Raw genomic sequence first — 24,816 nt, 5'->3', positions numbered from 1 at the left:
AAAATTACATTAAATTCCCCCATCTTTTGAAGGGAAATATTGCATCGCAAAAAACAGAGGGCCATGGCCTGCGGAACGCCGGCCATGGCCCTGAATAGCATGAATGCCGGTCTCAGACGTCCGCGCCGAGCCTCGCCCAATCCATATAGAGATCAAGTGCCTTGCGCGCGACCGGACCTGCCTGCAATTCGCGGTCATCCAGCTTCACGACAGGCGACACCTTGGAATAATTGCCCGAGCAGAAGATTTCATCGGCCTCGCGGAAATCTTCGACCGACAGGGTCGTTTCCTGGACGTCGAAACCGGCCTGACGCAGAAGGCCGATCACACGCGAACGGGTGATGCCGGCAAGGAAGGTGCGGTTGGCGACGGGCGTGAAGACGACACCATCCTTGACCATGAAGATGTTGGCCGAGGCGGATTCAGCGACATTGCCGTTCATGTCGCGCATCAGCGCATTGTCGAAACCGCGCGAACGGGCTTCCAGAATGGCGCGGCCGCTATTGGGATAAAGGCTACCGGCCTTGGCGTCGGTCATTGCGGTTTCCGGCGACGGGCGGCGCAGCGGCGAAACGGTGAGCGTTAGCGGCTTGCCGGCATCCATCGGCGCTTCAAACAGGCAGAGGGCAAAACGGGTGGAGCTGGCATCCGGCGCCACGACGCTGCCGGGCATGCCGTGTTCCGCCCAATACATCGGCTTGATATAGATCGCCATCTTGCCGTCGAATTTGCTGACACCCTCCAGCGCCAGGGCTTCGATCTCTTCCGCCGTCATGGTCGGCTTCATGCCCATGTTGACCGCAGAACGGTTGACGCGCTGGCAATGCAGATCGAGATCGGGCGCGACTCCATCAAACCAGCGTGCGCCATCGAATACGGTGGAAGCCAGCCACATGGCATGCGAGGTCGGCCCGATGAGCGGCGGATTGCCGGGCAGCCATTGACCGTCAACATAGGTCCAGGTGGTTGATCGGGGTGCGGTATCGACGCTCATGGCGGGCTCCTGTCTTCGGCATTTCCGTCTGGCGAAAACGCTCCGTCTTTTTGTCTTGATGCATTGCCGGGTGAGGAACGCTGCGCGCGCGCAACCGGGCATGTGCGGGAAATCGGCCGGAGTGAATGCCTCTCCCTCAATGAGGTCAAGTTTTAATTGCCGCGATTTCTGATTTTGATGGAAAATAACAAAGCAGCGGCCCCGCCAGGATGTTTTATGAGGCGAAACAAAAGGTTGATGAATAGATCCATCACAATAATTCATCGATTGAATGATGGCGGGGCGATTTCGCCCATGCGATGCTGGCGATCTGACGGCAGTCCGCAGGAGAAAAATCATGGCATGGTCCGCACAGCAATATCTGAAATTCGAAGACGAGCGGACGCGCCCGGCGCGCGATCTCCTGGCCCAGGTGCCGCTGGAGCGGGTGCTGAACGGCTATGACCTCGGTTGCGGTCCCGGCAATTCCACCGAGCTTCTGACCGACCGTTACGGCGTCAATGTCATCACCGGTATTGATAGTGATGATGATATGCTGGCGAAGGCCGCAGACCGGCTGCCGACCACCCGCTTCGGCAAGGCCGATCTTGCAAAATGGAAGCCGGCGCAGAAGGCCGACCTGCTTTACGCCAACGCTGTCTTCCAATGGGTGCCGGACCATCTCGCCGTTCTGTCGCAGCTGATGGACCAGTTGGAAAGCGGTGGTGTTCTGGCCGTGCAGATGCCTGACAATCTGCAGGAGCCAACGCATATCGCGATGCATGAGACAGGTGACGAAGGCCCATGGAAGCAGACTTTTTCCGGTGGCCGGTTGCGGCGCAAACCCCTGCCCGCACCTTCGGATTATTTCGATGCGCTTTTACCGAAATCCGCGCGGGTGGATGTGTGGCATACGATCTATAATCACCCGATGAAGGATGCGGAAAGCATTGTCGAATGGGTGAAGGGCACGGGGCTGCGCCCCTATCTGGCCGCCGCCGGAGAGGAAAACCGCGAAGCTTTCCTCTCCGATTATACGAGGCGCATCGCGGCGGCTTATCCGCCGATGGCCGATGGCCGGCTGCTCCTGCGGTTTCCCCGCCTTTTCGTGGTGGCGGTCAAGAAGTAGGGCATCAGACGCGACGTGGGATTGTCGCGCGCAGACGCCTCCCCACCGCCTGCATTCCCGTGCCTGTCACAGGAATGCAGGCAGCCCAAGTCCTTGAGCTGAAAGGACCATTTCCGCCGCGCAGACTAGATCCCTGTGACAAGCACAGGGATGAGGAGAATGCGGAGTGGGAGCGTGAGGAATACCGCGTGCGTGGACGAGAATGGCTTTATTTAGCCAACCCGGCCAGCCCGCTTGTCGTCAGCCCGCGAAGGCGTAGACCCGGAGGCGGTGGCTGTCCGGATCGGTGGCCGTGAAGGTATAGCCGAACTCCATTTTTGCTGGCTGCTGCAGCATGGCGACACCTCTTGCCTTCCACCCGGCAAAAGTCTCATCCACCTTCGCATCGTTTTCGACGCGGAAGGCAAGTTCTCCGCCGCCGCCTGTCTGGGATGCCTTCGGTTCCACGGTGTGCCGCGACCAGAGGCCGAGCTTCATGCCGTTGGCAAGGACGAAGAGGGAAAATGTCGGGGAGGATTCGACCGGGTCGACGCCCAGCAGCACCTTGTAGAATTCCGTGCTGGCCGGCGGATTGTCGACATAGAGGATGGTGAAATCGGGATGGGTCATGGTCGTTCTCCTTGTTGCGGATGAACGGTTTCTAGACCTGTCTGCTGTCAGTTTTTGTCAGCATGATGCCGTCGCCGCTGTTTTTCCCGCTCACGCCATTCTTTCAGCAGGACCTGGCGGCGGCGCGGGTAACGGCTCTCGAGAGGGCGGAAGCTCTCGATACGGTCGGCCCGGAAACTGCGGAAATCCTGCCGGGTCTCGCACCATGCCAGCACCACCCGCACCAGATCGAAAAAAGCAAGCGCGAATGGCCAGACAACTCTCTCCGTCGTCTCTCCCTTTTCATCACGATAGGTCATCGCCACCCTGCTCTCCTTCCTGATGGTCTCGCGAATGGCGGCGAGATCGACATGGATGGCGGAAAGGCCCTGCCCCGGGCCGACAAGCAGGGTGGAATGATCGAGTTCTTCGCGCAGGGCATCGGGAAGCACCGCGCCAATCTTGACGAGCGCGGCGCGGGCAGCCTCGGCCAGTCCGGCATCAGCACGGCCCGCGACCCAGCGCGAGCCCAGCACCAGCGCCTCGATTTCCTGCTGCGAAAACATCAGCGGCGGCAACAGGAAACCGGGACGCAGCACATAACCCACACCCGCCTCGCCCTCGATATCCGCGCCCTGCGCCTGCAGCGTCGCTATATCGCGGTAAAGCGTGCGCAGGCTGACGCCGGTCCCAGCGGCAAGGGCCGCGCCGCTGACCGGCATGCGGTGGGAGCGCAGGATTTGCAACAGATCGAGAAGCCGTTGTGAGCGTGACACGCCAGATTTCCTTCCATCCGTATATTTAAATCCATACCGCGATATGATCTTCTGCAGCCGACTGTTATCGCCGCGCCTGTCCGCCCGCAATGGCGTGGAAGGCGATCGCGTCGAAACTGTTGAAACCGATCGCGCCGACACCAGTTAAGAAAGACGGCTTCCCCATCCGGCCACTTTCGCCGGCCATGTTTTCAGTAAACAGGAGAGACATCCATGTACGACGTCAGCGCGAACGGCGCGAATATTCCCGCCCTCGGTTTCGGCACCTTCCGTATTCCCGAAGACGATGTCAGGCGCATTCTGCCGGAAGCGCTGAAACTCGGTTTCCGCCATGTCGACACGGCCCAGATCTACAAGAACGAGGGTGCCGTCGGCGACGTCATCGCGCAGTCGGGCATTTCCCGGCACGATATCTTTCTCACTACCAAGGTCTGGGTAGACCGATACCGTCACGACGATTTTCTCGCCTCCGTCGATGAAAGCCTTGCGAAACTGAAGACCGACTATGTCGACCTGCTGCTGCTGCACTGGCCGAAGAGCGACGTTCCGCTTGCCGAGCGCATGGGTGCGCTAAATGCGGTACGAAAAGCCGGCAAGGCGCGCAATATCGGCATTTCCAACTTCAACGTGGCGCTGACGCAAGAGGCCGTGGAACTGTCCGAGACGCCGCTTGCCACCAACCAGATCGAATATCACCCCTATCTCGACCAGACGAAGGTGATTTCCGCCGCGCGCCAGCACGGCATGTCGGTGACGGCCTATTATCTGATGGCCGACGGCAAGGTGCCCAACGATCCCGTTCTGAAGGATATCGGCGCGAAACACGGCAAGACCGCCGCGCAGGTGACCCTGCGCTGGGCGGTGCAACAGCCGGATATAGTGGCGCTTTCCAAGACGGCGACGGAAAGCCGCCTCAAGGAAAATTTCGATATTTTCGATTTCGCGCTCTCGGAAGAGGAAATGCAGGCCATCCATGCGCTGGCAAAGCCGGATGGCCGCATCGTCAGCCCCGGCCACCTCGCGCCCGATTGGGACAACTGAGGCGATCGGTCACTCGCTCCGGTCTTATCGCTCGGTCAGGGCCAGCTTCGCACCCAGCGCCACGAAAGCGGCGGCGAAGCTGCGCCTTAGCCAGGTGAGAACCGCCGGGCGCGACACCACCTGCTGCCGGACCGAAGCGGCAAAACAGCCGTAAAGCGCAAACACCAGAAAGGTCATGGCCATGAAGACCAGCCCGAGCTCGGTCATGCGGCCTGTCGGTGAAAGCTCGCCCGGGGCGATGAACTGCGGCAGGAAGGCGAAAAAGAAGATCGACAGTTTCGGGTTCAGCAGATTGATGAGGATCGCCTCACCGATGACGCGGGCGGCTTTTTGCGGCTGCATCGTCTCATCGATCTTCAGCGCGCCATTCTCCCGCAGCGTGTTCCACGCCATATAGAGGAGATAGGCGACCCCCAGATATTTGACCACGCTAAAGGCCAGCGCACTGGTATGCAGGATGGCGGCAAGACCGGTGATGGCGGCGAGCAGATGCGGCACGATGCCGAGCGTGCAGCCGAAGGCCGCAATGATGCTCGCCCGCGCCCCCTGCGAGAGGCCGGCGGCCAGCGTGTAGAGCACGCCGGTTCCGGGAGAGGCGGCGACAATGAAGGATGTGATGAGGAATTCGGGTGTCATGGTGGGGTTCTGTCCTGTGGGTGGAGGACAGGAGCATGATGATGCGGGGGGTGGGTGTCTTGGATGAAATTGCAGCACAGACTCTCGTCGGCGCGCCCCGAAGTGGCAGGTTACGGTATCGGCCAGCCCACTCCATCCTCATTCCTGTTCTTGTCACCGGAATGAGGGCGGAGAAAGCAGCTACGAAAGCGCCGCCCGGTAAACCGCCGGCGTAACCCCGAATTGCTGCACGAAGAACCGGTTCAGATGGCTCTGGTCGGCAAAACCGGCGGCAAAGGCCGCCTCGGCGGGCGGTGTGCCTCTGGCCAGTGCATGGCGTGCCAAATGGACACGCCGCTGGAGAAGATAGCTATGCGGCGTCAGGCCGGTTGCTTTGGCGAAAGTGCGCAGGAAGCGGAACTGGCTCATGCCGGCCTCGCTTGCCAGATCGGCAAGGCGGAACGGCCGGGAAGGCTCGTCGTCGATGCGGCTTTTCGCGCGCCTGATGGTGTCAGGCGAAGTCACCACAGGCGGTTTAGCCGCCGTCTCCATCGCGCCCGCCAGAAGCATCAGCACGGTCTCGTCGCCGTGCAGGGTCTCGCCCGGTCGTTCCTGCGCAGTGACAGCGGAAAAGACAGCGTCGAACCGCTCCGCCAGCGGCCTTGCATCAACGGGATAGGCGAATTCGAAAAAGCCGCGATCCTTTTCGCAGACATCGGCAATGACGTCGCGCACGATATCGATGTCGAGATAAAGCATCCGCCAAGCGCGGCCGCCCTCCCCGAGCGGAATACCGTCATGTATTTCGCCGGGATTGACGGTGATGACCTGACCGGCGGCCGCTTCTACCATGCCACGGCCGGAAAGCGATTTCTGCGCGCCGCGATGGATGAGACCGATGCCGTATTGATCATGCATATGGCGCGGAAAGGCACGGTCGCTATCGGCCATCACCGCGGCGATACCGGGCATGCTGATTTTCGGCATCAGGAACTGGCCTTGGGCCATGAAAGCGCGCGCTCCGCAGAGAAGAGCGCGACGCTATCACAGGATGCCCGCATGCGACAGACGCTAGCTTTTACGGATGCATATGGTTGATCATGGCGAAAACCTGATCGAAATTTCTGTTCTGCGCGGCAAAACGCAACGGCTTGCAGCGTTCCACCACGACCTCCTTCTCATCCGGGCGATTCTCGAGGATATCCATCACTTCGGAAATGAAGGCGTTGAGCGGCATGGCCCTTTCGTCACTCGCCTGCCCCTCACCCATCAGCGTCGTCTGCACATAGGGCGGCACGATTTCGATGACCTCCACGGACGTCTCCTTCAACTGCTCGCGCAGCGCGACGGAATAGGCATGAATGGCCGATTTGGTGGCGCTGTAGGTGGGCGTGACAACCATGGGCACGAAAGCGAGGCCTGAGGAGACCGTCAGCACCGTGGCGGCCGGTTGCTTCAGGAAATGCGGCAAAAGCGCCGCCGTCAGGCGAATGGGTGCGAGAAGATTGGTGGCGATGGTTTCTTCGGCGGTATCGAGATAATCCGGTGCCGCGGCGATGTCTTCCGGCCGCATGATGCCGGCATTGTTGATAACGGCGTTAAGCGTCGGATGGGCGTCCACCAGGGCCTCGGCAAACGCGCGGATGCCTGCGGCGTCCGTCGCGTCCATCACCATCGAGGCCATGCCGGGATTGGCGGCCGTCACCTCGTCGAGCAGAGCCTTGCGGCGGCCGGAAATAATGACCTTGTTGCCGGCCTGATGAAACGCTTCCGCCAGCGCCCGGCCGATGCCGGAACCGCCGCCGGTGATGAGAATGGTATTGCCAGAGATTTTCATGGGAACATCCTTTGCTTGTTGGCTGAAAGGAAGTTAGCTATTACACTCTCCAATCGAAAGTAGGCACCCAGAAGATTTATACTTACCCGATGGAGAGTGTAAAATGAAACGGCACGCGGCCGATCCGGCCATCGAAAACCGGCGCAAGGACCCGCCGCCCACGGATACCGATCCGGTGATAGAAGCGCTGGTGCAGGACATCATTGCGAAAGTTGCCGACAAGTGGACGATGCTCATTCTGGAAGTTCTGGAAGAGCATGGGACGCAGCGCTTCACGCAGATTGGCAAACATGTGGGCAATATCAGCCAGAAGATGCTGACGAAAACGCTGCGGCAGATGGAAAGCGACGGGCTGGTGCGCCGCAAGGTGCATCCCGTCATTCCACCACATGTGGATTATGGCCTGACAAACCTTGGCCGAACTTTGGGCAGCGCCTTTTGCGGCGTGTGGATATGGGCGGAAACGCACCATGCCGAAATAGAAGAGGCGCGGCGGCGGTTCAACGAACAGCCGCCGCGCCCCGCGATGGAATAAGTTTGGCTCAGGCGAACTGGCTGAGGCCCGGAACCGAGGCAATCACCTGGTCGACGGTTTCGTCGCCGGCGTGCTGGCGGGCAACGGCGATGGTTTCCTTGGCAAGCGTCGAAATCTCGCTCATGCCGAGGCCCTGGCTCATCAGCTGCTGGCCGAGCCCCATGATGCCGCCACCGCCAAGCGCGCTCATCAGACCGCCGAGCAGACCGCCGCCGCCACCGGAGCCCTCGCCATTATACTGGGCAACCAGATCGCTGGCACCGGGAATGGCTTCGATCATCCTTGCGATCGGGCCGTCTGCCGCCTCGCGCTGGAGAAAACCGAGAATCATGCCAACGGCCTTTTCAGCCAGTTCAGGGTCGATCCCTGCCTTTGCGGCGATCTGATCCACGACTTCGTTCATTCTTGCCTCCTGTTGAAAAACGACGCCAACCTCTGAGAACTGACGTTAACGTCAACGTAAAACAATCTCCGGCGGCATTCAAGCGGCCATGAGCAGTGCATCTACTTTCATCAAGCGCTTTTTCTTCATCGCCATCAAGCAGTTGTTGCGCCTTGAAACTGCCCTTATAAGATCATCACAACCAAACTATGAAAAGGCTGCCTCCTTCCGGGTGTCCCTATCATGCCGGAAGACTTTTAATTCGGACATGACTTTTGCAAAATCCGCCGCGATTTTACGGGTCATGCACCAGCCGCAGGAGAAAATGGTCGATGTTGCAGGACGGACAGCTCTATATCGGCACCAGCCGCAATCCGGATGACAGCCTCAACAAGGGCGAATATCTGGAACTGAAATTCGGCAACCGCCACGGCCTCATCACCGGCGCGACGGGAACGGGCAAGACCGTGACCCTGCAGGTACTGGCAGAAGGTTTTTCCAAGGCTGGCGTTCCAGTCTTCTGCGCCGATATCAAGGGTGACCTCTCCGGCATCGCGGCGGAAGGCGAAGCGAAAGACTGGGTGCAGAAGCGCGCCGAGCAGATCGGCTTCACCGACTTTTCCTACGGCAAGTCGCCGGTCATTTTCTGGGACCTCTATGGTGAAAAAGGCCATCGCGTGCGCGCCACCATCGCCGAAATGGGGCCGCTGCTGCTCGCCCGGCTGATGGATGCCTCGGAAGCGCAAGAAGGCGTGCTCAACATCGCCTTCAAGATTGCCGATCAGGGCGGGCTGCCGCTGCTCGATCTGAAAGACCTGCAATCGCTGCTGAACTATATGGGCGAGAATGCATCCGAACTTTCCAACCAGTTTGGCCTGATTTCCAAGTCCTCGGTCGGCTCCCTGCAGCGCGGGCTTCTCGTCCTCGAACAGCAGGGCGCGGCCAATTTCTTCGGCGAACCGGCGCTGAAGATCGCTGACATCATGCGTGTGGGTGCGGATGGGCGCGGCACGGTTTCGGTTCTCGCCGCTGACAAGCTGATGATGAACCCGCGCCTTTACGCCACTTTCCTGCTCTGGATGCTCTCGGAACTCTTCGAGGAACTGCCTGAAGTGGGCGATCCGGAAAAGCCGCGCCTGGTGTTCTTCTTCGATGAAGCGCATCTGCTGTTCAACGATGCGCCGCGCGTGCTGGTGGAACGTGTGGAACAGGTCGTTCGTCTTATTCGCTCCAAGGGCGTCGGCGTCTATTTCGTGACGCAGAACCCGCTCGACGTGCCGGAGACCGTGCTTGCCCAGCTCGGCAACCGCGTGCAGCATGCGCTGCGCGCCTATACGCCGCGCGAACAGAAGGCCGTGCGCACGGCGGCGGATACTTTCCGCCAGAACCCGGCCTTCAACACGGCCGACACCATCACCACGCTCGGCACGGGTGAGGCGCTGATCTCCACCCTGCATGACAAGGGCGCGCCCTCCATTGTCGAGCGCACGCTGGTGCGGCCCCCTTCCGGCCGCGTCGGGCCGCTCACGGATGCGGAACGCAAATCGCTGATCGATCTCAGCCCCGTTTCCGGTCAATATGACAAGGATATAGACCGGGAATCGGCTTTCGAAATTCTTGCCGCCCGTGCCCAGAAGGCGGCGGAGGCCGAAGCCGCGAAGCGTGCGGAAGAAGAAAATGCCCAAAACCAGTCCGACAACGCCTCCGGCCGCTGGCGCCTGCCCGGCTTTGGTGATGACGAACCCGCGCAAAATTCCAACGGCTCACGCAATGGCGGCACGCGCCGTTCCGGCTACCAGCGCGAAACGGTTATCGAGGCAGCGATGAAAAGCGCCGCCCGTTCGGTCGCGACTTCGGTCGGTCGCGCGATCGTGCGCGGGATTTTGGGAAGTTTGAAGCGCTAAACAGAGATGCCGCCCGCTCCTGAGGAGACGGGCGGCGCCAATTTCGGTACGGTCACTTCTCGCGATAAAAGATCATGCCGCCGTGATAGAGGACACCATCGACAAATTCGCCGTCGGCGGTAAAACCGGTATCGTCCCAATAGTCGATGTGGTTTCCCTTCACCTCATATCGCCCCTGATAAGCGCTCTTGCGTGTGCCGCGCGCCTCGTCGTAGCGGCCGTTGGGCAGAAGCTCCTGACGCACATGGCCGTCGCCGGTGACCCACATGCCGATATAAGGATGGTTCTGGATCTGCGCGATTTCGGTCATGTTCACTTCCGTGGCGTTGCTGGATTTGCGGTTCTCCACTTCGGCGGAACCCGCCGCAAGCAGAAGCGCAACCGATGTCGATACGATGTTCATTGTCTCTCAACTCCCGTTGCGGCATTGGCGCGGCGTTCCTCGAACAGTTCCGCAAGCGTGCGTGATGCGGCGATGGCCTTTGGGAAGCCCGCAGGAACGGTGATGAGATAGATCATCTCCTTCAGTTCCTCGTCGGTTGCGCCCACATTCAGCGCATAGCCGGCGTGGACCTTCATCAGATCACGCTCGCCAAGGGCCGCCATGACAGCGACGGCGGCCAGCTGGCGGGTGCGGTTATCCAGGCCCGGCCGCGACCAGACCTCTCCCAGGGCATACCCTTCTGTTGCCTGCGCCAGGAACGGAAACTCCTGCCGCATGCGCTCCAGATTGGCCTGCGGCTGGCCATTGTTGAGGCTGCGGACGACCTCATCGCCGCGTTTCAACCGGTCATCCATGTGCTGCGTATTTGCGAGTGCGGCGGCAGATCCCGCGAGCATGGCAATCGCAAGCGCGGTCGGAAAAATGGCTTTCATGTCAATCTCCTCAGGCAGCGGTGGGGCGGACGACGATCTCGTTGACGTCCACATCGTCAGGCTGTTCGATGGCGTAACGAACGGCGCGGCCAATGGCATCGGGCTTCAGGGCGATGGCTCTGTAGCTCTGCATCAGTTCGGCGGCGGCCGGATCGGTGATGGTATGGGCGAGTTCGCTTTCCACCACGCCGGGATGAATGCAGGTGACGCGCAGGTCGCGGTTTTCCTGCCGCAGCCCGTCCGAAATCGCCCGCACGGCAAATTTCGTCGCGCAGTAGACGGCCGCCGTTGGCGAAACGGCCAGCGCACCGATGGAGGCGATATTGATGATATGGCCGGAGGCACGCGCGGTCATGTCGGGCAGGACGGCCGCGACGCCATAGAGCACGCCCTTGATGTTGACGTCGATCATGCGGTCCCATTCATCGACCTTGAGCGATGACATCAGCGATAGCGGCATGATGCCGGCATTGTTGACGATGACGTCAATCTCACCGAAAGCCTTGCGGCCTGCCTCTGCAAAAGCTTCGACGCTGAGCCTATCGGTGACGTCAAGCGCATGGACGACGACGTCGGCCCCCGTGCGGCGCAGTTCTTCGGCCAGCGTCTCCAGGCGATCCAGCCGGCGCGCGCCGAGTACCAGTTTTGCGCCGGTGGCGGCCAGCTCTCTCGCAATGCCTTCACCGATCCCGCTCGATGCACCCGTGATGAGAACAACTTTGTTCAATTTCATGGCTTTCTCCTTGCTGTTACGGTCGGCTTTTTCGAAATCGACCGTTGCAGGGAAGGTAGCGCTCAGGCATTGTCGTGATAACCGCCTTAATAATTACCTCAATGGATAGAATTTCTAACCAATGAACATTGATCTGAATGCTGTTTCGACGTTCTGCCTTGTGGCCGAGGAGCGGAATTTTCGCGCCGTCGCGGACAGGCTGGGTGTCACCCGCTCCGCTGTCAGCCAGACCATTCGCAAGCTTGAGGAGACGATGGGAATTGCGCTCGTCCAACGAACCACCCGCAGCGTGAGTCTGACGGAAGCGGGACAGCAGCTTTACACTGATGTCTCCTCTTCCATAGGCGCGATCTCGCAGGCGGCGCAGGCGGCCTCGTCGCTTGGCGGCACGGTGCGCGGTCAGCTTCGGCTGGCGGTGTCGTCGATTGCAGAACGCTTCTTATCCGGGCCTCTGCTCGCCAGCTTTGCCGAGGCTCACCCGGAGGTGCAGCTCGACATCGTCGTGACGGATGAGGAGTTCGATATCGTCGCCGAGCATTATGATGCCGGCGTGCGTTTGGGAGAGCTTATCGAACAGGATATGATCGCCGTGCCAGTATCAGTTCCCCAGCGGCAGCTTGCCGTCTGTGCTCCTTCTTACCGGGACCGATTCGGCCTGCCCAGCCAGCCGCGCGAGTTGATCGAGCATAGATGTATTGGCTGGCGGCCTCGTCCGGGTATTGCGCCATACAGATGGGAATTTGCCGAAAATGGCCGGGAATTTGCGGTGGCGGTTGAGCCTGCCTTCACCACCAACGACATGCAGCTGATGATCAAGCTGGCCTGTGCCGGTGCAGGGATTACCTTTGGCATGGAAGAGACGTTTCGGCCCTATCTGGAGCGCGGAGAACTTGTTTCCATGCTGGAAGACTATTCGCCCAGCTTCGCAGGGTTTTACCTCTATTATCCCAGCCGTCGAAACCTTGCGCCGAAGCTGCGGGCCTTTATCGACCATGTTCGCCTGTCGAGAGAGCGGTGATCTGCCGGACGTTGCCCCGGCAGATCGTCAGCAACAGACCTATTTTTTCTGCGACACCAGCGAGAAATAGGCGCCCTGCGGATCGACGCAATTGACGATCCAGCTATCGCCGGGCACTTCCATCGGCCCGTTGACGACCTGTCCGCCGCCGGTGCTGACGCGGGTGATGGCGTCATCGATACCATCCACATTGAAGTAATAACCCCAATGGCAGACGGGAACCTGCGGCATGCGTTTCATGATGCCGCCGACAGCTTTACCCTTGTGGGCGAAGATGCGGTACGGGCCCATTTCGCCCATGTCGAAATCATGGTCCTTGGTCCAGCCGAATACATCGCCGTAGAAGGCCATCGCTTCATCGACATTGTCGGTGAAGAGTTCGTACCAGCCGACATGGCCCTGCTTTTGCTGCGTGTTCTCCGGAAACCCGCCGGTTTCCATCGGCAGCGGCGTCATGATGCAGAGTACCGCGCCGTAGGGATCGGCGACAACGGCAAAGCGGCCTATTTCCGGGATATCCTGCGGCGGGCGTCGGATTGCGCCGCCCTTTTCAGCGAAAAGCTTCGCCGTCGCGTCGACATCGTCTACATCGACATAGGCCGTCCAGTTCGGCGGAATACCCTGTCCCTTATGCTCGTCGGTCAGTTCCATGACGCCGCCCATGCCTTTGCCATCGGCCTCCAGCACCAGATAGGGCATTTCCGGCGAACCGAAATCCTTGGTCTGCCAGCCGACGACATGACCATAAAAGCGGGCGGCTTCCGCCATGTCGGGCGTCATCAGCTCGACCCAGATGAATTTTCCATGCGTATCGGACATTGTCGTCTCCTGTGGAGATTGGGTGCGTGTGGTTGGTGCGTGCCCGCCGCGGGGCGCGGCGGGTGCTTGTCGTGCAGGCAGAACCCGGCGCGGTTTATGTCTTGCGCCGGAACTCCGATGTCATGAAGGTCTTGAAGGTGCCGTCCGGCTGCTTGACGCTACCGGAAAAGCTGCGGTGATTATCGTCATGCAGCACCAGCACATCGCGATAGGTATCGATACGGTCGGACCCGTCGAAGGCCGGACCCTCGGCTTCCAGCGTCAGGGTCTTGCCGTCCTCCTCCAGCCAGCCCTTGTAGACCCAGAGATTGGTCATCATTGACCCTACCCAGGTGCCAACGAAATTGCCTTTGACCGGGTCGAAACCAACGGTGATGACAGCCGTCATGCTCGTACCGTCAGGCATTTTTCCCGTGCCTTCGCCGATGATCCAGAGGCCGCCAATCGAGCGTACTTTTTCGCTGAACAATTGCTCCGGGTCATTGGGATCATAGGCCTCATGGCCGGAACTGGCGGTCATGATCCAGTCACCGACGATCCTGTTCAGGAACGCGTGTTCCTTCTGCGGCTTGGCGCTTGGCATTTCCATTGTCGTCTCCTCCTCGTCTCTCTTTTCAGTGGCAGCAGGAAGCCGCATTCGGCGCATCCTCGTACTGGTCGTGGCGGCGCACCCAATCCATTACCTCATCGTCATGACGGCCTTTTGGCACCAGATCGAGAAGCATCAACGTGCCGAGCGTCTGCTCCGCGCCGCGGGCGTAAGTGGAATAGGTGTGGTAGATCTTGCCGTCTTCGCCCATGGCGAAAACGCTGATGCCGTGCAGGTCCTTCAGGTCGCCAAAGGGCGCCATGTCGCGGTAATTATAGTTGATTTCGCCTTTGGCCACATCCTCGTCGCGAAACGAGGCTTGATAGTCGTAGTTGAAATCGCTGCTTTCGGCCGAAACCCAGGGGAATTTCCAGCCCATGCGGTTTTTGTAAGCCTCGATCTTTTCAAGCGGGGCACGCGACACCGCGACGAAACCCGCATCGCCATGCTTGAGGTGGATGAGCGCGCCATCGACATGATCGGCGAAGAAGGAGCAGCCAACACAGCCCTCCTCCCAGTCGGGCGCCAGCATGAAGTGGTAGACGATCAGCTGGCTGCAATCGCCGAACAGCTCTTTGAGCGATCTAGGGCCGGAAGGCGCATCGAAGATATAGTCCTTCGTCACCTCCTCCCATGGCAGTGCGCGCCGGGCCTCGTTCAGCCTGTCCCGGGCGCGGGTCAGTTCCTTTTCCTTCACCAGCAGATCGCGGCGGGCCGCAAGCCACTCCTCTTTCGAAACGACGGGATGAGACATGATCTTTCCTCCTTGGATCCGTCTTTCACCACGGCACCACTCCGCTCCAGGGGAGGATACCGGCTATGTCTGTGCTGAAAGGCAATCAACAGCCCGCGGAGCAGCAAGTTCCGCTTGACTAATTAGGTTGATATCAACATATTTATCCCATGTCAAACGCCAGCGTGATTCCTTTTTCGACAACTCTTCTCGTGCGGGACTCCTGTCTTTGCCTGCATGCGCAGCGTGCGGCACGGGCGCTGGCGCGGTTGTTTGACAATGCGCTAAAACCCATCGGTATCAATAATGGTCAGTTTTCGCTGCTGATGTCGCTGAACAGGCCGGAGCCGCCGCCGATGGGGCCGGTTGCCCACCTTCTGGCGATGGACCGCACGACCTTGACGGCGGCGCTGAAGCCGCTGGAACGACGCGGGCTGGTCAGCATCGAGCAGGACCCGAAGGACAAGCGTGGAAAACGATTGCGGTTGACGCCTGACGGTATGGCCGTCCTCGCCGCCGCCTTCCCCATCTGGGAGCAGACCCATGCGGAAATAGAAGCGAAGATCGGCAGCGGTGACCCTGAGAGGCTACGCCGCGACCTTATCGATCTCGGCTAACAGGGGGCTTCGCGCCTCAGCAAGACTGTCATTCGGCTGTTGTGCCGGAGAGCGAAACTGAACGAAACGCAATCCAGGAGGAATGATCATGCGTGCAATCGTTTTTGTAAAAGCCACCAAAAGCAGCGAAGACGGCGTAATGCCGACGACGGAGCTGATCGAAGCCATGGGGAAATTCAACGAGGAACTGGTCAATGCCGGCATCATGCAATCCGGCGATGGCCTGCACCCCTCCTCCAAGGGCAAGCGCGTGATTTTCGACGGTGACAGCCGCACCGTTGTCGATGGCCCCTTCCCGCATACCAACGAGCTGGTCGCCGGCTTCTGGATATGGAACGTGAAGGACATGGACGAGGCTGTGGAATGGGTGAAGCGCTGCCCGAACCCGATGCTGGAGAAGAGCGAAATCGAAATCCGCCCGATGTTCGAAATGGAGGATTTCGGCGATGCGGTGACGCCCGAGATCGCCGCGCATGTGGAAGAATTGCGCGCGCGTGTCGGCAAGCAGTAGCGCCAGCGCAAAATGCGGTGTGGCGCGTGTCACCCTTATCAGGGATGTTCCGGCCGCACCGCCTCCCCTAATCTTCATCATTTTCTAATCGGGTTGCCACAAACAGCCGCCGCTGTTAATGGTCAGGCAGTTCAACACGTTTCAAGAAAGGAGGCTTCGCATGGATATTTCCTGCTTCTGGCGCAATCGTCAGCTCTGCCACCTTTTTGCCCTGCGGACACGTTTGCAGGGCTGACCGGAACACCAACACTCTGGTTTGCCTAAAAGGCCGCGCAGAATGCAGCTCGTCTGCGGTTTGCGCACGTTTTCACGACGGATCACCACGAACCGAAACCCGGTGCTGCGTGTTGCAGACCATGGTTCCTACGGGTCCGTCCTGCCAGAGACGACATCATGACCATCATTACGCTTCGAAACCTCGGAATCATTCTGGGTAAGCCGCTTTTTTCCAATCTCAGCCTTACCGTGAATGCGGGCGACCGCATCGGCATTGTTGCCGCCAATGGCTGCGGCAAATCCACCCTGCTTAACTGCCTTGCAGGTGACATGGAGCCCAGCAGCGGCGACATTACCCGGCTGCGCGGCCTGACGCAGTCTTTCGTCCACCAGAACCTGCCCTCTGCGCTGATGGACCACACGATGCGGGACGCGGTGCTTTCCGCCCTGCCGGCGGACACGATCGACAGCGAAAGCTGGCGCGCCGACATCATCTTAGACGCCATGCTGGTGCCGGAGCCGTTCCGCGAGCGCCGCCTGAAAGAACTGAGCGGTGGCTGGCAAAGGCTTGCCATGCTGGCCAAAGCATGGATCACCGAACCCGACGTGCTGTTGCTCGACGAGCCGACCAACCATCTCGACCTCGAAAAGATCAATGTGCTGGAAAGCTGGCTCGGTGAATTGCCGCGCGATACCGCCGTCATCATGGTCAGCCATGACCGCGCGTTTCTCGACAATGTCACCCGCACCACGCTGTTCCTGCGGCCGGAAAATTCGGCGCTGTTCCGCCTGCCCTACGGCCATGCGCGCATGGCGCTGGAGGAGGAGGATGCCGCCGATGAGCGGCGTTTCCAGCGCGACATGAAAACCGCGCAGCAATTGCGCCGGCAGGCAGCCAAGCTCAACAATATCGGCATCAATTCCGGCAGCGATCTCCTGGCGGTCAAGACCAAGCAATTGCGGCAACGCGCCGACAAGCTGGAGGAAAAGGCGCGCCCCGCCCATGCCGAGCGATCCGCCGGCAAGATCCAGCTCGCCAATCGCGGCACCCATGCCAAGGTTCTGGTCACTCTGGAAGATGTTCCCGTCTCGACGCCGGATGGAACAGTGCTGTTCCGCACCGGCCGGCAATTCATCCGCCAGGGCGACCGCATCGTCATTCTGGGTCGCAACGGTGTCGGCAAGACGCGGCTGATGTCACTGCTGCAGTCGGCGGTGACGGGTGCAGGCGAGATACAGGAGGGCATCAAGGCCACGCCGTCGCTGGTGGCCGGTTATGTCGACCAGTCGCTGGCCGAAATCGAGGATGACAGCACGCCGGCGGCGTTGCTGTCCCGCCGTTTCGATATTGGCGAACAGCGCATCCACGGCCTGCTCGCCGGCGCTGGCATCGACATTGAAATGCAGAAACGGTGCATAGCCTCGCTCTCCGGCGGGCAGAAGGCGCGGCTTGCCATGCTGCTGCTGCGACTGGCGGAGCCGAATTTCTACCTGCTGGACGAACCCACCAACCATCTTGACATAGACGGCCAGGAAACGCTGGAGGCGGAGATCATCAGCCGGGAGGCGAGTTGCGTGCTTGTCTCGCACGATAGAAGTTTCGTGCGGACGGTCGGAACCCGCTTCTGGCTGATCGAAAAGCGGAAACTGGTGGAAGTCGACGATCCCGAGGCGTTTTTCGCCTCGGCCTGATGGCCCTCAAAGAAGCCGCGGGGAAACAAGCAAAACGCCCGTCAGCCCAAAAGGCTGGCGAGGCGTGGATCACCGGCGAAATCCGAGACCGCAAAGCCCGTTCTGCGCATCGGAAATTCGCACAGCGCCTGCACGCCAGTCTTCGACAGGCGGATACGCCAGCTCATCCGTTCCACCGGCGCTTTTTCGGCAAAGGCCTTGGGGGAGAGGATGGCGATATTGAGACCGCCCTGGGGATCGCGCACCGAGCGGTAAAGAATCGCTTCAACTTTGGCCAGACGTGCCTGCTCGGCGAGCGCCTGGCATGGCTCGTAATTTTGCAGATCGGTCCACAAGGCTTCGTCGCGACTGAGTTTCGGTTGCGTCAGATCCAGCGCCGCATCGGTGGCGATGCGGGCGGCGAAGGCGGAATAATCGGCGGGGTTGGCGGGCAGCGGCGTTCCGGGCGATTCGGCATAAAACAGCAGCCGATAAAAGGCCATTTCGGCGAGCGCCGTTTCGACCTTTGCGGCGGCATAATAAACGCCTTCCGTATAGCCAGCGCGGCGGAACCGTGAGCCATGCGGATAGGCGGCGCCATATCTGAAAGGTGTCGCGAGAAGATAATCGAAACCGGCACATTCCGGCGGAAACGGTCGTTTGCTCGTTTCCAGAATATCCTCCAGAAGGGATTGCTCCTCAACCGTATCCACCAGCTTCATGGTGGAAACCTGATGCTGCGCTTCCACCAGCCGCCAATACTTGCCCGACGTGGCGCGTTTTTCAGACAGGAGCGCGTCGGGCGTCCAGATAGGAGAGGACATCGATCAATCCGGTGATGGTGGTGAGCCTTTCGGCAGGCACGGCATCAAGCGCCGTATTGTGATTGCGCAGCCAGTTTTTGGCCACCGCCTCATCGCCGCCGGTAATCGCATCCAGCGAACGGAAGACCCGGATCAGCAGCACCGCAAGCTCGAAGGACTTGGCGCCCGGCTCCAGCAGGAAATCCAGCCGCTTCATGCGCGAGACCGTTGGCGCGGACACGCCCAGAATATCGGCGGTGCGGGCAGCATTCAGGCCCAGCCGCTCGGCGGCGGCGATGACGGCCTTGGTGACGACCCTGCCCTGCGATGCAGGATCCATGGCGGTCTTGGCGTGAATATTCATGGCACATATCCTTTCCTTGGAAAGAATATAGCATATTTATTTCTGCAAACAAGAAGGCCGGGATGAACCCGGCCTCTGTGGAATGCCTCGGGGACTGGATCAGGCCACCGAGACCGGCACTTCCGTGGAGGTGCGCATGGCGTGGCTGTAGGGGCAGACGATGTGGGCTGCGGCAACCAGCTCTTCGGCTTTGTCACGCTCAAGACCGGGGATGTTGACCTTGAGAGAGACTTCGATGCCAAAACCGGTGCCGTCTTCGCGCGGGCCGATACCGACCGTTGCCGTCACAGTCGTGTCTTCCGGAATCTTTACCTTCTGCTTGCCGGCAACGTTCTTCAGCGCGCCGAGGAAGCAGGCGGAATAGCCGGCTGCGAAAAGCTGTTCCGGATTGGTGCCGCGAGCGCCGTCACCGCCGAGTTCCTTCGGAACGGTCAGCGTCACGTCGAGCACGCCGTCTTCCGACTTGGCGTTGCCGGCGCGGCCACCGGTGGCAGATGCTTTGGTCGTATAGAGAATTGGCATGACATTTACTCCTTCGGGTTGGCGTTGAAGCTTTTATAGCGAACAATTTAATTGTGCGCAATATAATTTTGCACATTGAATGCGAATTCGTTTTTTGCGATAATTTTCACGAAATTTCGCCGCGCATCCATGCGGCAGGAACCGAAAGCGGGGGCTGATTGTTCCCTCCCCGGTTGATTTTGGAGCTGGAAAATGGACGCACAGGGCGACGAGAAAACGATGGAAAGCCTTTTGAGGCTGGACCAGCAGATATGTTTTGCCCTTTACGGCGCGGCGCATGCCTTCACGCGCGCCTATAAGCCGCTGCTCGACCCGATCGGGCTGACCTATCCGCAATATCTCGTCATGATGGCGTTGTGGGAAAAGGAAACCTCCACCGTCAAGGCGCTCGGCGAAATGCTGGGCCTCGATTCGGGCACGCTGTCGCCACTGCTGAAAAGGCTCGAACATGCGGGGTTGATTACCCGCAAGCGCGGCACGGTGGATGAGCGGCAGGTGCTGGTGGCCCTGACGAAAAAGGGGGCCGAGCTTAAAAAGGAAGGCGTAAAAATCATGGTGGCGATCGGCAATGCGACCGGTTGCGGACTGGAGGAACTGGTACAGATTCGCGACAGGGTGAATGCGCTGAAGGACAGCCTCAGCCGCCCCTAACCCTCCGGCAAATCACGCGGGCAGATAATCTCTCTTCCGTCATGCTCGGGCCTGTCCCGAGCATCTGCAACGGATCGATTTAGTGTGACGTGATTAGATCCTCGTGACGAGCCCGAGGATGACGTCGAGTATGGGGACAGATTTTCCTCAAGTAAAAGGCGGCACAGAGGCCGCCTTTTTCGTGAATGTTTGCAGGCTTATTGCCAGACCACCACACGCGCCTTCTGCGGCACGCGGTCGTAGAGGTCGATGATGTCCTGGTTCATCAGGCGCACGCAGCCGGAGGAGACGGCCTTGCCGATGGAGTTCCATTCCGGCGAGCCGTGCAGGCGGTAGAGCGTGTCCTTGCCGTTCTGGAAGATATAGAGGGCGCGCGCACCCAGCGGGTTTTTGAGGCCCGGCGGCATACCGCCATTCTTGGAGGAATATTTGGTGAGTTCCGGCTGGCGGGCGACCATTTCGTCCGGCGGTGTCCACTTCGGCCATTTCTGACGCCACTGGATGACGCCTTCGCCCGACCAGGCGAAACCTTCGCGGCCGATGCCAACGCCGTAACGCATGGCGCTACCGCCCGGCTCCACCACGTAAAGGAAGCGCGAGCGCGTATCGACGACCACGGTGCCGGGGCGCTCGCCGGTCGGATCGACGACCCGCTGGCGATAATAACGGCGGTCGATCTTCTGATAGGGAACCGCGGGAATGACGTAACCGCCATCCTCGACCGAGCCGTACATGACGGCCAGTTCCGCATCGCTGACGCCGGATGAGAACATCTGGCGGAAATCGCTGCCGATGGCGCTCGCCTGCTGGCGAATCGCGTCTCCCGTGCCTGACGAGGCGCAGCCTGCGAGAAGCGAAGCGGAAGAGAGGCCGAGAAGGGAAAGGAAGGTGCGTCTGGAAAGATCTGTGTCGGTGCTTGTCATAAGGCCGGTTTGTCCCACATTTCGAACGGCTAGACCGCCGTTGTACGTCGTTTGTTCCGTGTCATGCGTATTGCGAAAATAGTTAACCGACCGCTAAAAGCCAGTCACAAGGCGCTGGCGGAATGGGTCCCATATCTCTTTCTTTTAGAACGTGTTCAGATAACCACAATCTGCGCACCCTGCGGCACGCGCTCATAAAGGTCGATCACATCCTGATTGAGCATGCGCACGCAGCCCGAGGACGTCGCCTTGCCGACGGACTGCCAGTCCGGTGTACCGTGGACGCGGTACAGCGTGTCCTTGCCATTCTTGAAGATATAAAGCGCGCGTGCGCCGAGCGGATTGTTCAGACCCGGCGTCATGCCGCCATTGGCGGCAGAGATGGAGGCGAGCTCCGGCTGGCGCTTGACCATTTCATCCGGTGGCGTCCAGCGCGGCCATTTGGCCTTCCACTGGATCTTGCCCCGGCCCGACCAGGCATAACCGTCACGACCGAGGCCGACGCCGTAGCGGATCGCCTTGCCGCCGGATTGCACGAGATAGAGAAAATGCTGTTTTGTATCGACCACGATGGTGCCGGGCGCTTCCGCCGTCTGATAGCTCACTTCCTGCCGGAGATAACGCGGATCGATGCGACCATAGGGAATGGCCGGCAGGGAGCGGTCCTCATCGCGGATCGGGCCATACATGACCCGGTGCAGCGGATTGGAAACCGGCAGGCCATAGGCCATCGTCTGGCCCTGCGGTTGCGGCGCGTTATAACCCTGCACCTGCGGGGCTTGCAGCCCCTGCCCGCGCACCGGCGGACCATATTCCTGATGGAAGCGGGTTCTGAACAGATCCGGCGGGCGCGTGGAAAGCTGGCCCGGTTGCGGCGGCAGCTCCGGCTGGCGATTGGAGCTGACGGAATTAAAATTGAACACCGGCGCCGTTTCCCTGACGAAGACATCCGGGTCCATCCGGGTCGTATCCGTCACGAAAAGGCAACCGCTCAGCAGCGGCAGAACCGCAAGGGCCACCAGAGAGGCCGCCCGGCGACCGTTTTTCAAAAGGAGTGATATCATCTGAACCGCTTCATGGAATCCAATCTGCCGGCATGATGGACCGCGCGGCTGGCGCGAAGCTGGCGTCGGGTTTTTTCAAAAAAAATCGGAAAACCGCATTTTTCCTCTTGAAGCTCTAGTTGCTAGAGGTGTCAGATTGGCTGTCGACTGGAATTCAGGAGCGAGAACCATGAATATTTCGACACGCGGCAGTTTGAACGGGGAATCAGAGGAGCTGACCTTCAAGGTCGGCGGCATGGACTGCGGCAGCTGTGCGGCGAAGATCGAAACCGCGCTCTCACGCCTGCCCGGCATTGCCGACGTCAAGGTCTCCGTTGCCCGCGAAAGGCTGAACCTCTCCGTGGCGGAGCAGAAAACTTCTGTTGATAAGATCGAGGATACGCTGCGCAAGCTTGGCTTCAAGCCCGCGTTCCTGCCGCGCGAAAAGGCTCCCCAGGCAAAGGTCGAGGCCGATCATCACGATCATTCCTCCTGCGGCGGCCATCATCATGACGAGCCCGAAACCGGCGGGGACAAGAGCAACGCCCTGATCTTTTCCGTCGGCGGCATGGATTGCGGCAGCTGCGCGGCCAAGATCGAAACCGCGCTTTCCCGCCTGCCCGGCGTTGACGACGTCAAGGTTTCGGTGGCCCGCGAAAGGCTGAACCTCTCGCTTGCCGAGAACAAGACGCCGGTCGACAAGATCGAGGATACGTTGCGCAAGCTCGGCTTCAAGCCCGCTCTGCTGCCGCAGGAAAAGACCGCGCGCGAAAAGACGCCGGATCAAAAGCACGAAGACGATCACGATCACGCGACATGCGGTGGCAATCACGATCATGATCATTCCGGCCACGATCATTCCGACCACGACCACGCGGCGCATGACCATTCGGAAGACGAACAACATTCCTGCAACGGGCATGACCACGATCACTCCGGCCATGATCATTCAGGTCACGATCACGGGCACGACCATGCGGGCCATTCCCACGCTGCAGCACCTGCCGCCGCAAGCCAGAGCGCCGAGATAGGGCATGCCCATGGCGCGGATGAAAAAGGCGCATGGTGGCGCGGCGCGAAGGCGCGCAACACCTTCACCGGCACCATTCTGGTCGCGATTGCCTATGCGGCGGAACTGACCTTCCCGGCCTGGGGCAGTTACGCCTTCATCGTCGCGACGCTCGCGACGCTTTTCCCGATCGCAAGAAATGCCTTCAATGCCGCCCGTTTCGGCGCGGTCTTCACCATCGAGATGCTGATGACGATTGCCGCCATCGGCGCGATCATCATCGGCGAGGCGGAAGAGGCGGCCATCGTCGTGCTGCTGTTCTCCGTCGGCGAATTGCTGGAAGGTTTTGCCGCCGCCCGCGCCCGCTCGGGCATCAAGGCGCTCGGTTCCCTGCTGCCAAAAACGGCGATGGTGGAGGAAAACGGCTCGCTTCGGCAGGTCTCCGCCGATCAGGTGCGCATCGGCCAGGTGGTCGTGGCGCGTCCCGGCGACCGTATCGCCGCCGATGGCGTTGTCATGGACGGCCAGTCCAGCGTCGACGAATCGCCGATGACCGGGGAAAGCATTCCCGTCGCCAAGGAAAAGGGTGCTCGCGTCTTTGCCGGCTCGATCAACCATGACGGCTCGCTGCGCATCCGTGTCGACCGCGCGCCGGAAGACAACACCATTGCCCGCATCATTACGCTTGTCGAGGAAGCACAGGATGCGCGGGCTCCGACCGAACGCTTCATCCAGAGCTTCTCGCGATATTACATGCCGCTGATCGTGGCGATCTCGGTGCTGACCATCATCGTGCCGCCGCTTGTCGGCCTCGGCGACTGGGACACCTGGATTTATCGCGGTCTGGCGCTGCTCTTGATCGGTTGCCCCTGCGCGCTGGTCATTTCCGTTCCGGCAGCGATTGCCTCCAGCCTTTCGGCCGCGGCACGCCACGGCATGCTGGTGAAGGGTGGCGCGGTCATCGAAATGCTGGCGCGCACAGAAACCGTCGCCTTCGACAAAACCGGAACGCTGACCCTCGGTGAACCTGTCGTGACCGACGTGGTGGCGCTTGACGGCAACGAGGCCGAGCTGATTGCGCAGGCCGCGACCATCGAGAACGAGTCGAGCCATCCACTCGCCCGCGCCATCGTCAATCACGCCGAAAAGGCTGGCGTGAAGCCCCTGCCCGGCTCCAACATCAAGGCGATTTCCGGTCGCGGCATGCAGGGCAATGTCGGTGGGAAGGAGCTGTTCATCGGCGCACCGCGTTTTGCGACGGAGGTCGGCACGCTCTCGAAGGATCTTGCTGACCGCATTTCCGCGATGGAAAGCGAAGGCAAGACGGTGGCTGTCGTGATGGCCGGCGGCGCAGCAAGCGGCCTCTTCGCCATGCGCGACGAACCGCGCAAGGACGCGGCCGAAGGCGTCAAGGCCCTGAAGGAAATGGGCATTTCCTCGCTGATGCTGTCGGGTGACAATGCCCGCACCGCGCGTGCCATCGGCAACAAGCTTGGCCTTGAAGCTCGCGGTGAACTTCTTCCGCAGAACAAGGTCGAGGAAATCCGCAAGCTCGCCGAAAAGAAGACTGTTGTCATGGTGGGTGACGGCATCAACGATGCGCCGGCCCTTGCGGCGGCCAGCGTCGGCGTCGCCATCGGCTCCGGCACGGACGTGGCGATGGAAGCGGCGGATGCGGCGCTGATGCGCAACAATGTCGGCGATGCCGCCCGCCTCATCGGCCTGTCGCGCGCCACGATGAGCAATATCCGTCAGAACGTGACGATTGCGCTCGGGCTTAAGGCGGTGTTCCTGGTCACGACCGTCACCGGCCTTTCCGGCCTGTGGCTCGCCGTCTTCGCCGACACGGGCGCCACGGTTCTGGTGACTGCCAACGCCATGCGGCTGCTCGGATATTTTAACCGCAACAAAGCGTGATCGCAGCCCCTCCCAAACCGG

At 60.4% G+C, this 24,816-nt stretch carries 29 protein-coding genes; 11 read left to right on the top strand and 18 right to left on the bottom strand.

Annotated elements, in window-relative coordinates; genetic code table 11:
* Window positions 1-112: 112 nt before the first annotated feature.
* A complete protein-coding gene (locus ACFVTJ_RS07325) occupies window positions 113-994 on the bottom strand; it encodes a branched-chain amino acid aminotransferase (protein WP_386905961.1) in 882 nt (293 codons plus the stop codon).
* Between the two features lie 337 nt (window positions 995-1,331).
* On the opposite strand from ACFVTJ_RS07325, the gene tam reads away from it, so the two are divergent.
* Window positions 1,332-2,102 carry a trans-aconitate 2-methyltransferase gene (tam, locus tag ACFVTJ_RS07320; RefSeq protein ID WP_386905959.1) on the top strand — a complete coding sequence of 257 codons (771 nt, stop codon included), beginning with the start codon at window positions 1,332-1,334 and terminating at the stop codon, window positions 2,100-2,102.
* A gap of 240 nt (window positions 2,103-2,342) precedes the next feature.
* On the opposite strand, the gene ACFVTJ_RS07315 is transcribed toward tam, so the two are convergent.
* Both ACFVTJ_RS07315 and ACFVTJ_RS07310 read right to left on the bottom strand, forming a co-directional pair.
* A complete protein-coding gene (locus tag ACFVTJ_RS07315; protein WP_386905957.1) occupies window positions 2,343-2,711 on the bottom strand; it encodes a VOC family protein in 369 nt (122 codons plus the stop codon).
* A 47-nt stretch (window positions 2,712-2,758) separates the two neighbouring features.
* Complete coding sequence (locus ACFVTJ_RS07310; RefSeq protein WP_386905955.1) at window positions 2,759-3,466, bottom strand: helix-turn-helix transcriptional regulator; 708 nt, start codon at window positions 3,464-3,466, stop codon at window positions 2,759-2,761.
* Window positions 3,467-3,679: 213 nt separating this feature from the next.
* On the opposite strand from ACFVTJ_RS07310, the gene ACFVTJ_RS07305 reads away from it, so the two are divergent.
* Window positions 3,680-4,507, top strand: coding sequence for an aldo/keto reductase (locus ACFVTJ_RS07305; RefSeq protein ID WP_386905953.1), 828 nt, complete (start codon window positions 3,680-3,682; stop codon window positions 4,505-4,507).
* Between the two features lie 24 nt (window positions 4,508-4,531).
* Here ACFVTJ_RS07305 and ACFVTJ_RS07300 read toward each other — a convergent pair whose 3' ends face one another.
* The 3 genes from ACFVTJ_RS07300 to ACFVTJ_RS07290 form a co-directional block, all read right to left on the bottom strand.
* Complete coding sequence (locus ACFVTJ_RS07300) at window positions 4,532-5,143, bottom strand: LysE family translocator (RefSeq protein WP_386905951.1); 612 nt, start codon at window positions 5,141-5,143, stop codon at window positions 4,532-4,534.
* A gap of 180 nt (window positions 5,144-5,323) precedes the next feature.
* Window positions 5,324-6,130, bottom strand: coding sequence for an AraC family transcriptional regulator (locus ACFVTJ_RS07295; RefSeq protein WP_386905949.1), 807 nt, complete (start codon window positions 6,128-6,130; stop codon window positions 5,324-5,326).
* A gap of 70 nt (window positions 6,131-6,200) precedes the next feature.
* Window positions 6,201-6,959 (bottom strand): SDR family oxidoreductase, encoded by a 759-nt coding sequence (locus ACFVTJ_RS07290; RefSeq protein ID WP_386905947.1) that lies wholly within the window; start codon window positions 6,957-6,959, stop codon window positions 6,201-6,203.
* A 103-nt stretch (window positions 6,960-7,062) separates the two neighbouring features.
* Here ACFVTJ_RS07290 and ACFVTJ_RS07285 point away from each other — a divergent pair, with 103 nt between their 5' ends.
* On the top strand, window positions 7,063-7,494 hold the full coding sequence (locus tag ACFVTJ_RS07285) for a winged helix-turn-helix transcriptional regulator (RefSeq protein WP_386905945.1): 432 nt from the start codon (window positions 7,063-7,065) through the stop codon (window positions 7,492-7,494).
* A gap of 7 nt (window positions 7,495-7,501) precedes the next feature.
* Here the strand turns inward: ACFVTJ_RS07285 and ACFVTJ_RS07280 are convergent, their stop codons facing one another.
* The gene (locus tag ACFVTJ_RS07280; RefSeq protein ID WP_386905943.1) at window positions 7,502-7,897 is read right to left on the bottom strand and encodes a hypothetical protein; all 396 of its coding nucleotides are present in this window, start codon (window positions 7,895-7,897) and stop codon (window positions 7,502-7,504) included.
* An 88-nt stretch (window positions 7,898-7,985) separates the two neighbouring features.
* Between ACFVTJ_RS07280 and ACFVTJ_RS07275 the strand changes: the two genes are divergently transcribed.
* A complete protein-coding gene (locus tag ACFVTJ_RS07275; RefSeq protein WP_386905941.1) occupies window positions 7,986-8,258 on the top strand; it encodes a hypothetical protein in 273 nt (90 codons plus the stop codon).
* Window positions 8,209-9,780 (top strand): helicase HerA-like C-terminal domain-containing protein, encoded by a 1,572-nt coding sequence (locus tag ACFVTJ_RS07270; RefSeq protein WP_386905939.1) that lies wholly within the window; start codon window positions 8,209-8,211, stop codon window positions 9,778-9,780. The genes ACFVTJ_RS07275 and ACFVTJ_RS07270 overlap by 50 nt, the downstream gene beginning before the upstream one ends.
* 52 nt (window positions 9,781-9,832) lie before the next feature.
* Here the strand turns inward: ACFVTJ_RS07270 and ACFVTJ_RS07265 are convergent, their stop codons facing one another.
* Genes ACFVTJ_RS07265 through ACFVTJ_RS07255 form a run of 3 tightly spaced genes read right to left on the bottom strand, consistent with a single transcriptional unit; the run spans window position 9,833 to window position 11,389 of the window.
* Window positions 9,833-10,183: an Atu4866 domain-containing protein gene (locus ACFVTJ_RS07265; RefSeq protein ID WP_386905937.1), complete on the bottom strand. Its 351-nt coding sequence runs from the start codon at window positions 10,181-10,183 to the stop codon at window positions 9,833-9,835.
* On the bottom strand, window positions 10,180-10,656 hold the full coding sequence (locus tag ACFVTJ_RS07260) for a carboxymuconolactone decarboxylase family protein (RefSeq protein WP_386905935.1): 477 nt from the start codon (window positions 10,654-10,656) through the stop codon (window positions 10,180-10,182). The genes ACFVTJ_RS07265 and ACFVTJ_RS07260 overlap by 4 nt, the downstream gene beginning before the upstream one ends.
* A 10-nt stretch (window positions 10,657-10,666) precedes the next feature.
* A complete protein-coding gene (locus tag ACFVTJ_RS07255; protein ID WP_386905933.1) occupies window positions 10,667-11,389 on the bottom strand; it encodes an SDR family oxidoreductase in 723 nt (240 codons plus the stop codon).
* Between the two features lie 121 nt (window positions 11,390-11,510).
* On the opposite strand from ACFVTJ_RS07255, the gene ACFVTJ_RS07250 reads away from it, so the two are divergent.
* Window positions 11,511-12,407, top strand: coding sequence for a LysR family transcriptional regulator (locus ACFVTJ_RS07250; protein WP_386905931.1), 897 nt, complete (start codon window positions 11,511-11,513; stop codon window positions 12,405-12,407).
* A 39-nt stretch (window positions 12,408-12,446) separates the two neighbouring features.
* On the opposite strand, the gene ACFVTJ_RS07245 is transcribed toward ACFVTJ_RS07250, so the two are convergent.
* The 3 genes from ACFVTJ_RS07245 to ACFVTJ_RS07235 form a co-directional block, all read right to left on the bottom strand.
* Window positions 12,447-13,226 carry a VOC family protein gene (locus ACFVTJ_RS07245; RefSeq protein ID WP_386905929.1) on the bottom strand — a complete coding sequence of 260 codons (780 nt, stop codon included), beginning with the start codon at window positions 13,224-13,226 and terminating at the stop codon, window positions 12,447-12,449.
* Between the two features lie 94 nt (window positions 13,227-13,320).
* Window positions 13,321-13,815: a DUF1579 domain-containing protein gene (locus ACFVTJ_RS07240; RefSeq protein WP_386905927.1), complete on the bottom strand. Its 495-nt coding sequence runs from the start codon at window positions 13,813-13,815 to the stop codon at window positions 13,321-13,323.
* A 25-nt stretch (window positions 13,816-13,840) separates the two neighbouring features.
* Window positions 13,841-14,569: a DUF899 domain-containing protein gene (locus tag ACFVTJ_RS07235; RefSeq protein ID WP_386905925.1), complete on the bottom strand. Its 729-nt coding sequence runs from the start codon at window positions 14,567-14,569 to the stop codon at window positions 13,841-13,843.
* 149 nt (window positions 14,570-14,718) lie between these two features.
* Here ACFVTJ_RS07235 and ACFVTJ_RS07230 point away from each other — a divergent pair, with 149 nt between their 5' ends.
* The 3 genes from ACFVTJ_RS07230 to ACFVTJ_RS07220 all read left to right on the top strand — a co-directional run bounded on the left by ACFVTJ_RS07230 (window position 14,719) and on the right by ACFVTJ_RS07220 (window position 17,584).
* Complete coding sequence (locus tag ACFVTJ_RS07230) at window positions 14,719-15,165, top strand: MarR family winged helix-turn-helix transcriptional regulator (RefSeq protein ID WP_386905923.1); 447 nt, start codon at window positions 14,719-14,721, stop codon at window positions 15,163-15,165.
* 88 nt (window positions 15,166-15,253) lie between these two features.
* A complete protein-coding gene (locus tag ACFVTJ_RS07225; protein WP_386905921.1) occupies window positions 15,254-15,676 on the top strand; it encodes a YciI family protein in 423 nt (140 codons plus the stop codon).
* A 393-nt stretch (window positions 15,677-16,069) separates the two neighbouring features.
* Window positions 16,070-17,584: an ABC-F family ATP-binding cassette domain-containing protein gene (locus ACFVTJ_RS07220; protein ID WP_386905919.1), complete on the top strand. Its 1,515-nt coding sequence runs from the start codon at window positions 16,070-16,072 to the stop codon at window positions 17,582-17,584.
* 41 nt (window positions 17,585-17,625) lie between these two features.
* On the opposite strand, the gene ACFVTJ_RS07215 is transcribed toward ACFVTJ_RS07220, so the two are convergent.
* The 3 genes from ACFVTJ_RS07215 to ACFVTJ_RS07205 all read right to left on the bottom strand — a co-directional run bounded on the left by ACFVTJ_RS07215 (window position 17,626) and on the right by ACFVTJ_RS07205 (window position 19,252).
* Entirely contained in the window at window positions 17,626-18,387 is a 762-nt protein-coding gene (locus tag ACFVTJ_RS07215; RefSeq protein WP_386905917.1) for an RES family NAD+ phosphorylase, read from the bottom strand.
* Complete coding sequence (locus ACFVTJ_RS07210; RefSeq protein ID WP_269344386.1) at window positions 18,347-18,730, bottom strand: MbcA/ParS/Xre antitoxin family protein; 384 nt, start codon at window positions 18,728-18,730, stop codon at window positions 18,347-18,349. The genes ACFVTJ_RS07215 and ACFVTJ_RS07210 overlap by 41 nt, the downstream gene beginning before the upstream one ends.
* Before the next feature lie 99 nt (window positions 18,731-18,829).
* Window positions 18,830-19,252, bottom strand: coding sequence for an organic hydroperoxide resistance protein (locus ACFVTJ_RS07205; protein WP_386905914.1), 423 nt, complete (start codon window positions 19,250-19,252; stop codon window positions 18,830-18,832).
* 192 nt (window positions 19,253-19,444) lie between these two features.
* Here ACFVTJ_RS07205 and ACFVTJ_RS07200 point away from each other — a divergent pair, with 192 nt between their 5' ends.
* On the top strand, window positions 19,445-19,903 hold the full coding sequence (locus tag ACFVTJ_RS07200; protein ID WP_386905912.1) for a MarR family winged helix-turn-helix transcriptional regulator: 459 nt from the start codon (window positions 19,445-19,447) through the stop codon (window positions 19,901-19,903).
* Window positions 19,904-20,100: 197 nt separating this feature from the next.
* Here the strand turns inward: ACFVTJ_RS07200 and ACFVTJ_RS07195 are convergent, their stop codons facing one another.
* Window positions 20,101-20,826, bottom strand: a complete 726-nt coding sequence (locus ACFVTJ_RS07195; protein ID WP_220330052.1) for a L,D-transpeptidase — start codon at window positions 20,824-20,826, stop codon at window positions 20,101-20,103.
* A 155-nt stretch (window positions 20,827-20,981) separates the two neighbouring features.
* Entirely contained in the window at window positions 20,982-21,890 is a 909-nt protein-coding gene (locus ACFVTJ_RS07190) for a L,D-transpeptidase (protein WP_386905910.1), read from the bottom strand.
* A gap of 169 nt (window positions 21,891-22,059) precedes the next feature.
* Between ACFVTJ_RS07190 and ACFVTJ_RS07185 the strand changes: the two genes are divergently transcribed.
* Window positions 22,060-24,795, top strand: coding sequence for a heavy metal translocating P-type ATPase (locus ACFVTJ_RS07185; RefSeq protein WP_386905908.1), 2,736 nt, complete (start codon window positions 22,060-22,062; stop codon window positions 24,793-24,795).
* The last annotated feature ends 21 nt before the right edge of the window (window positions 24,796-24,816 follow it).

This window comes from Agrobacterium sp. NPDC058088, from assembly GCF_042885035.1.
In the GTDB taxonomy this organism is placed as follows: domain Bacteria; phylum Pseudomonadota; class Alphaproteobacteria; order Rhizobiales; family Rhizobiaceae; genus Agrobacterium.
This window is presented reverse-complemented; position numbering and strand designations above follow the sequence as displayed.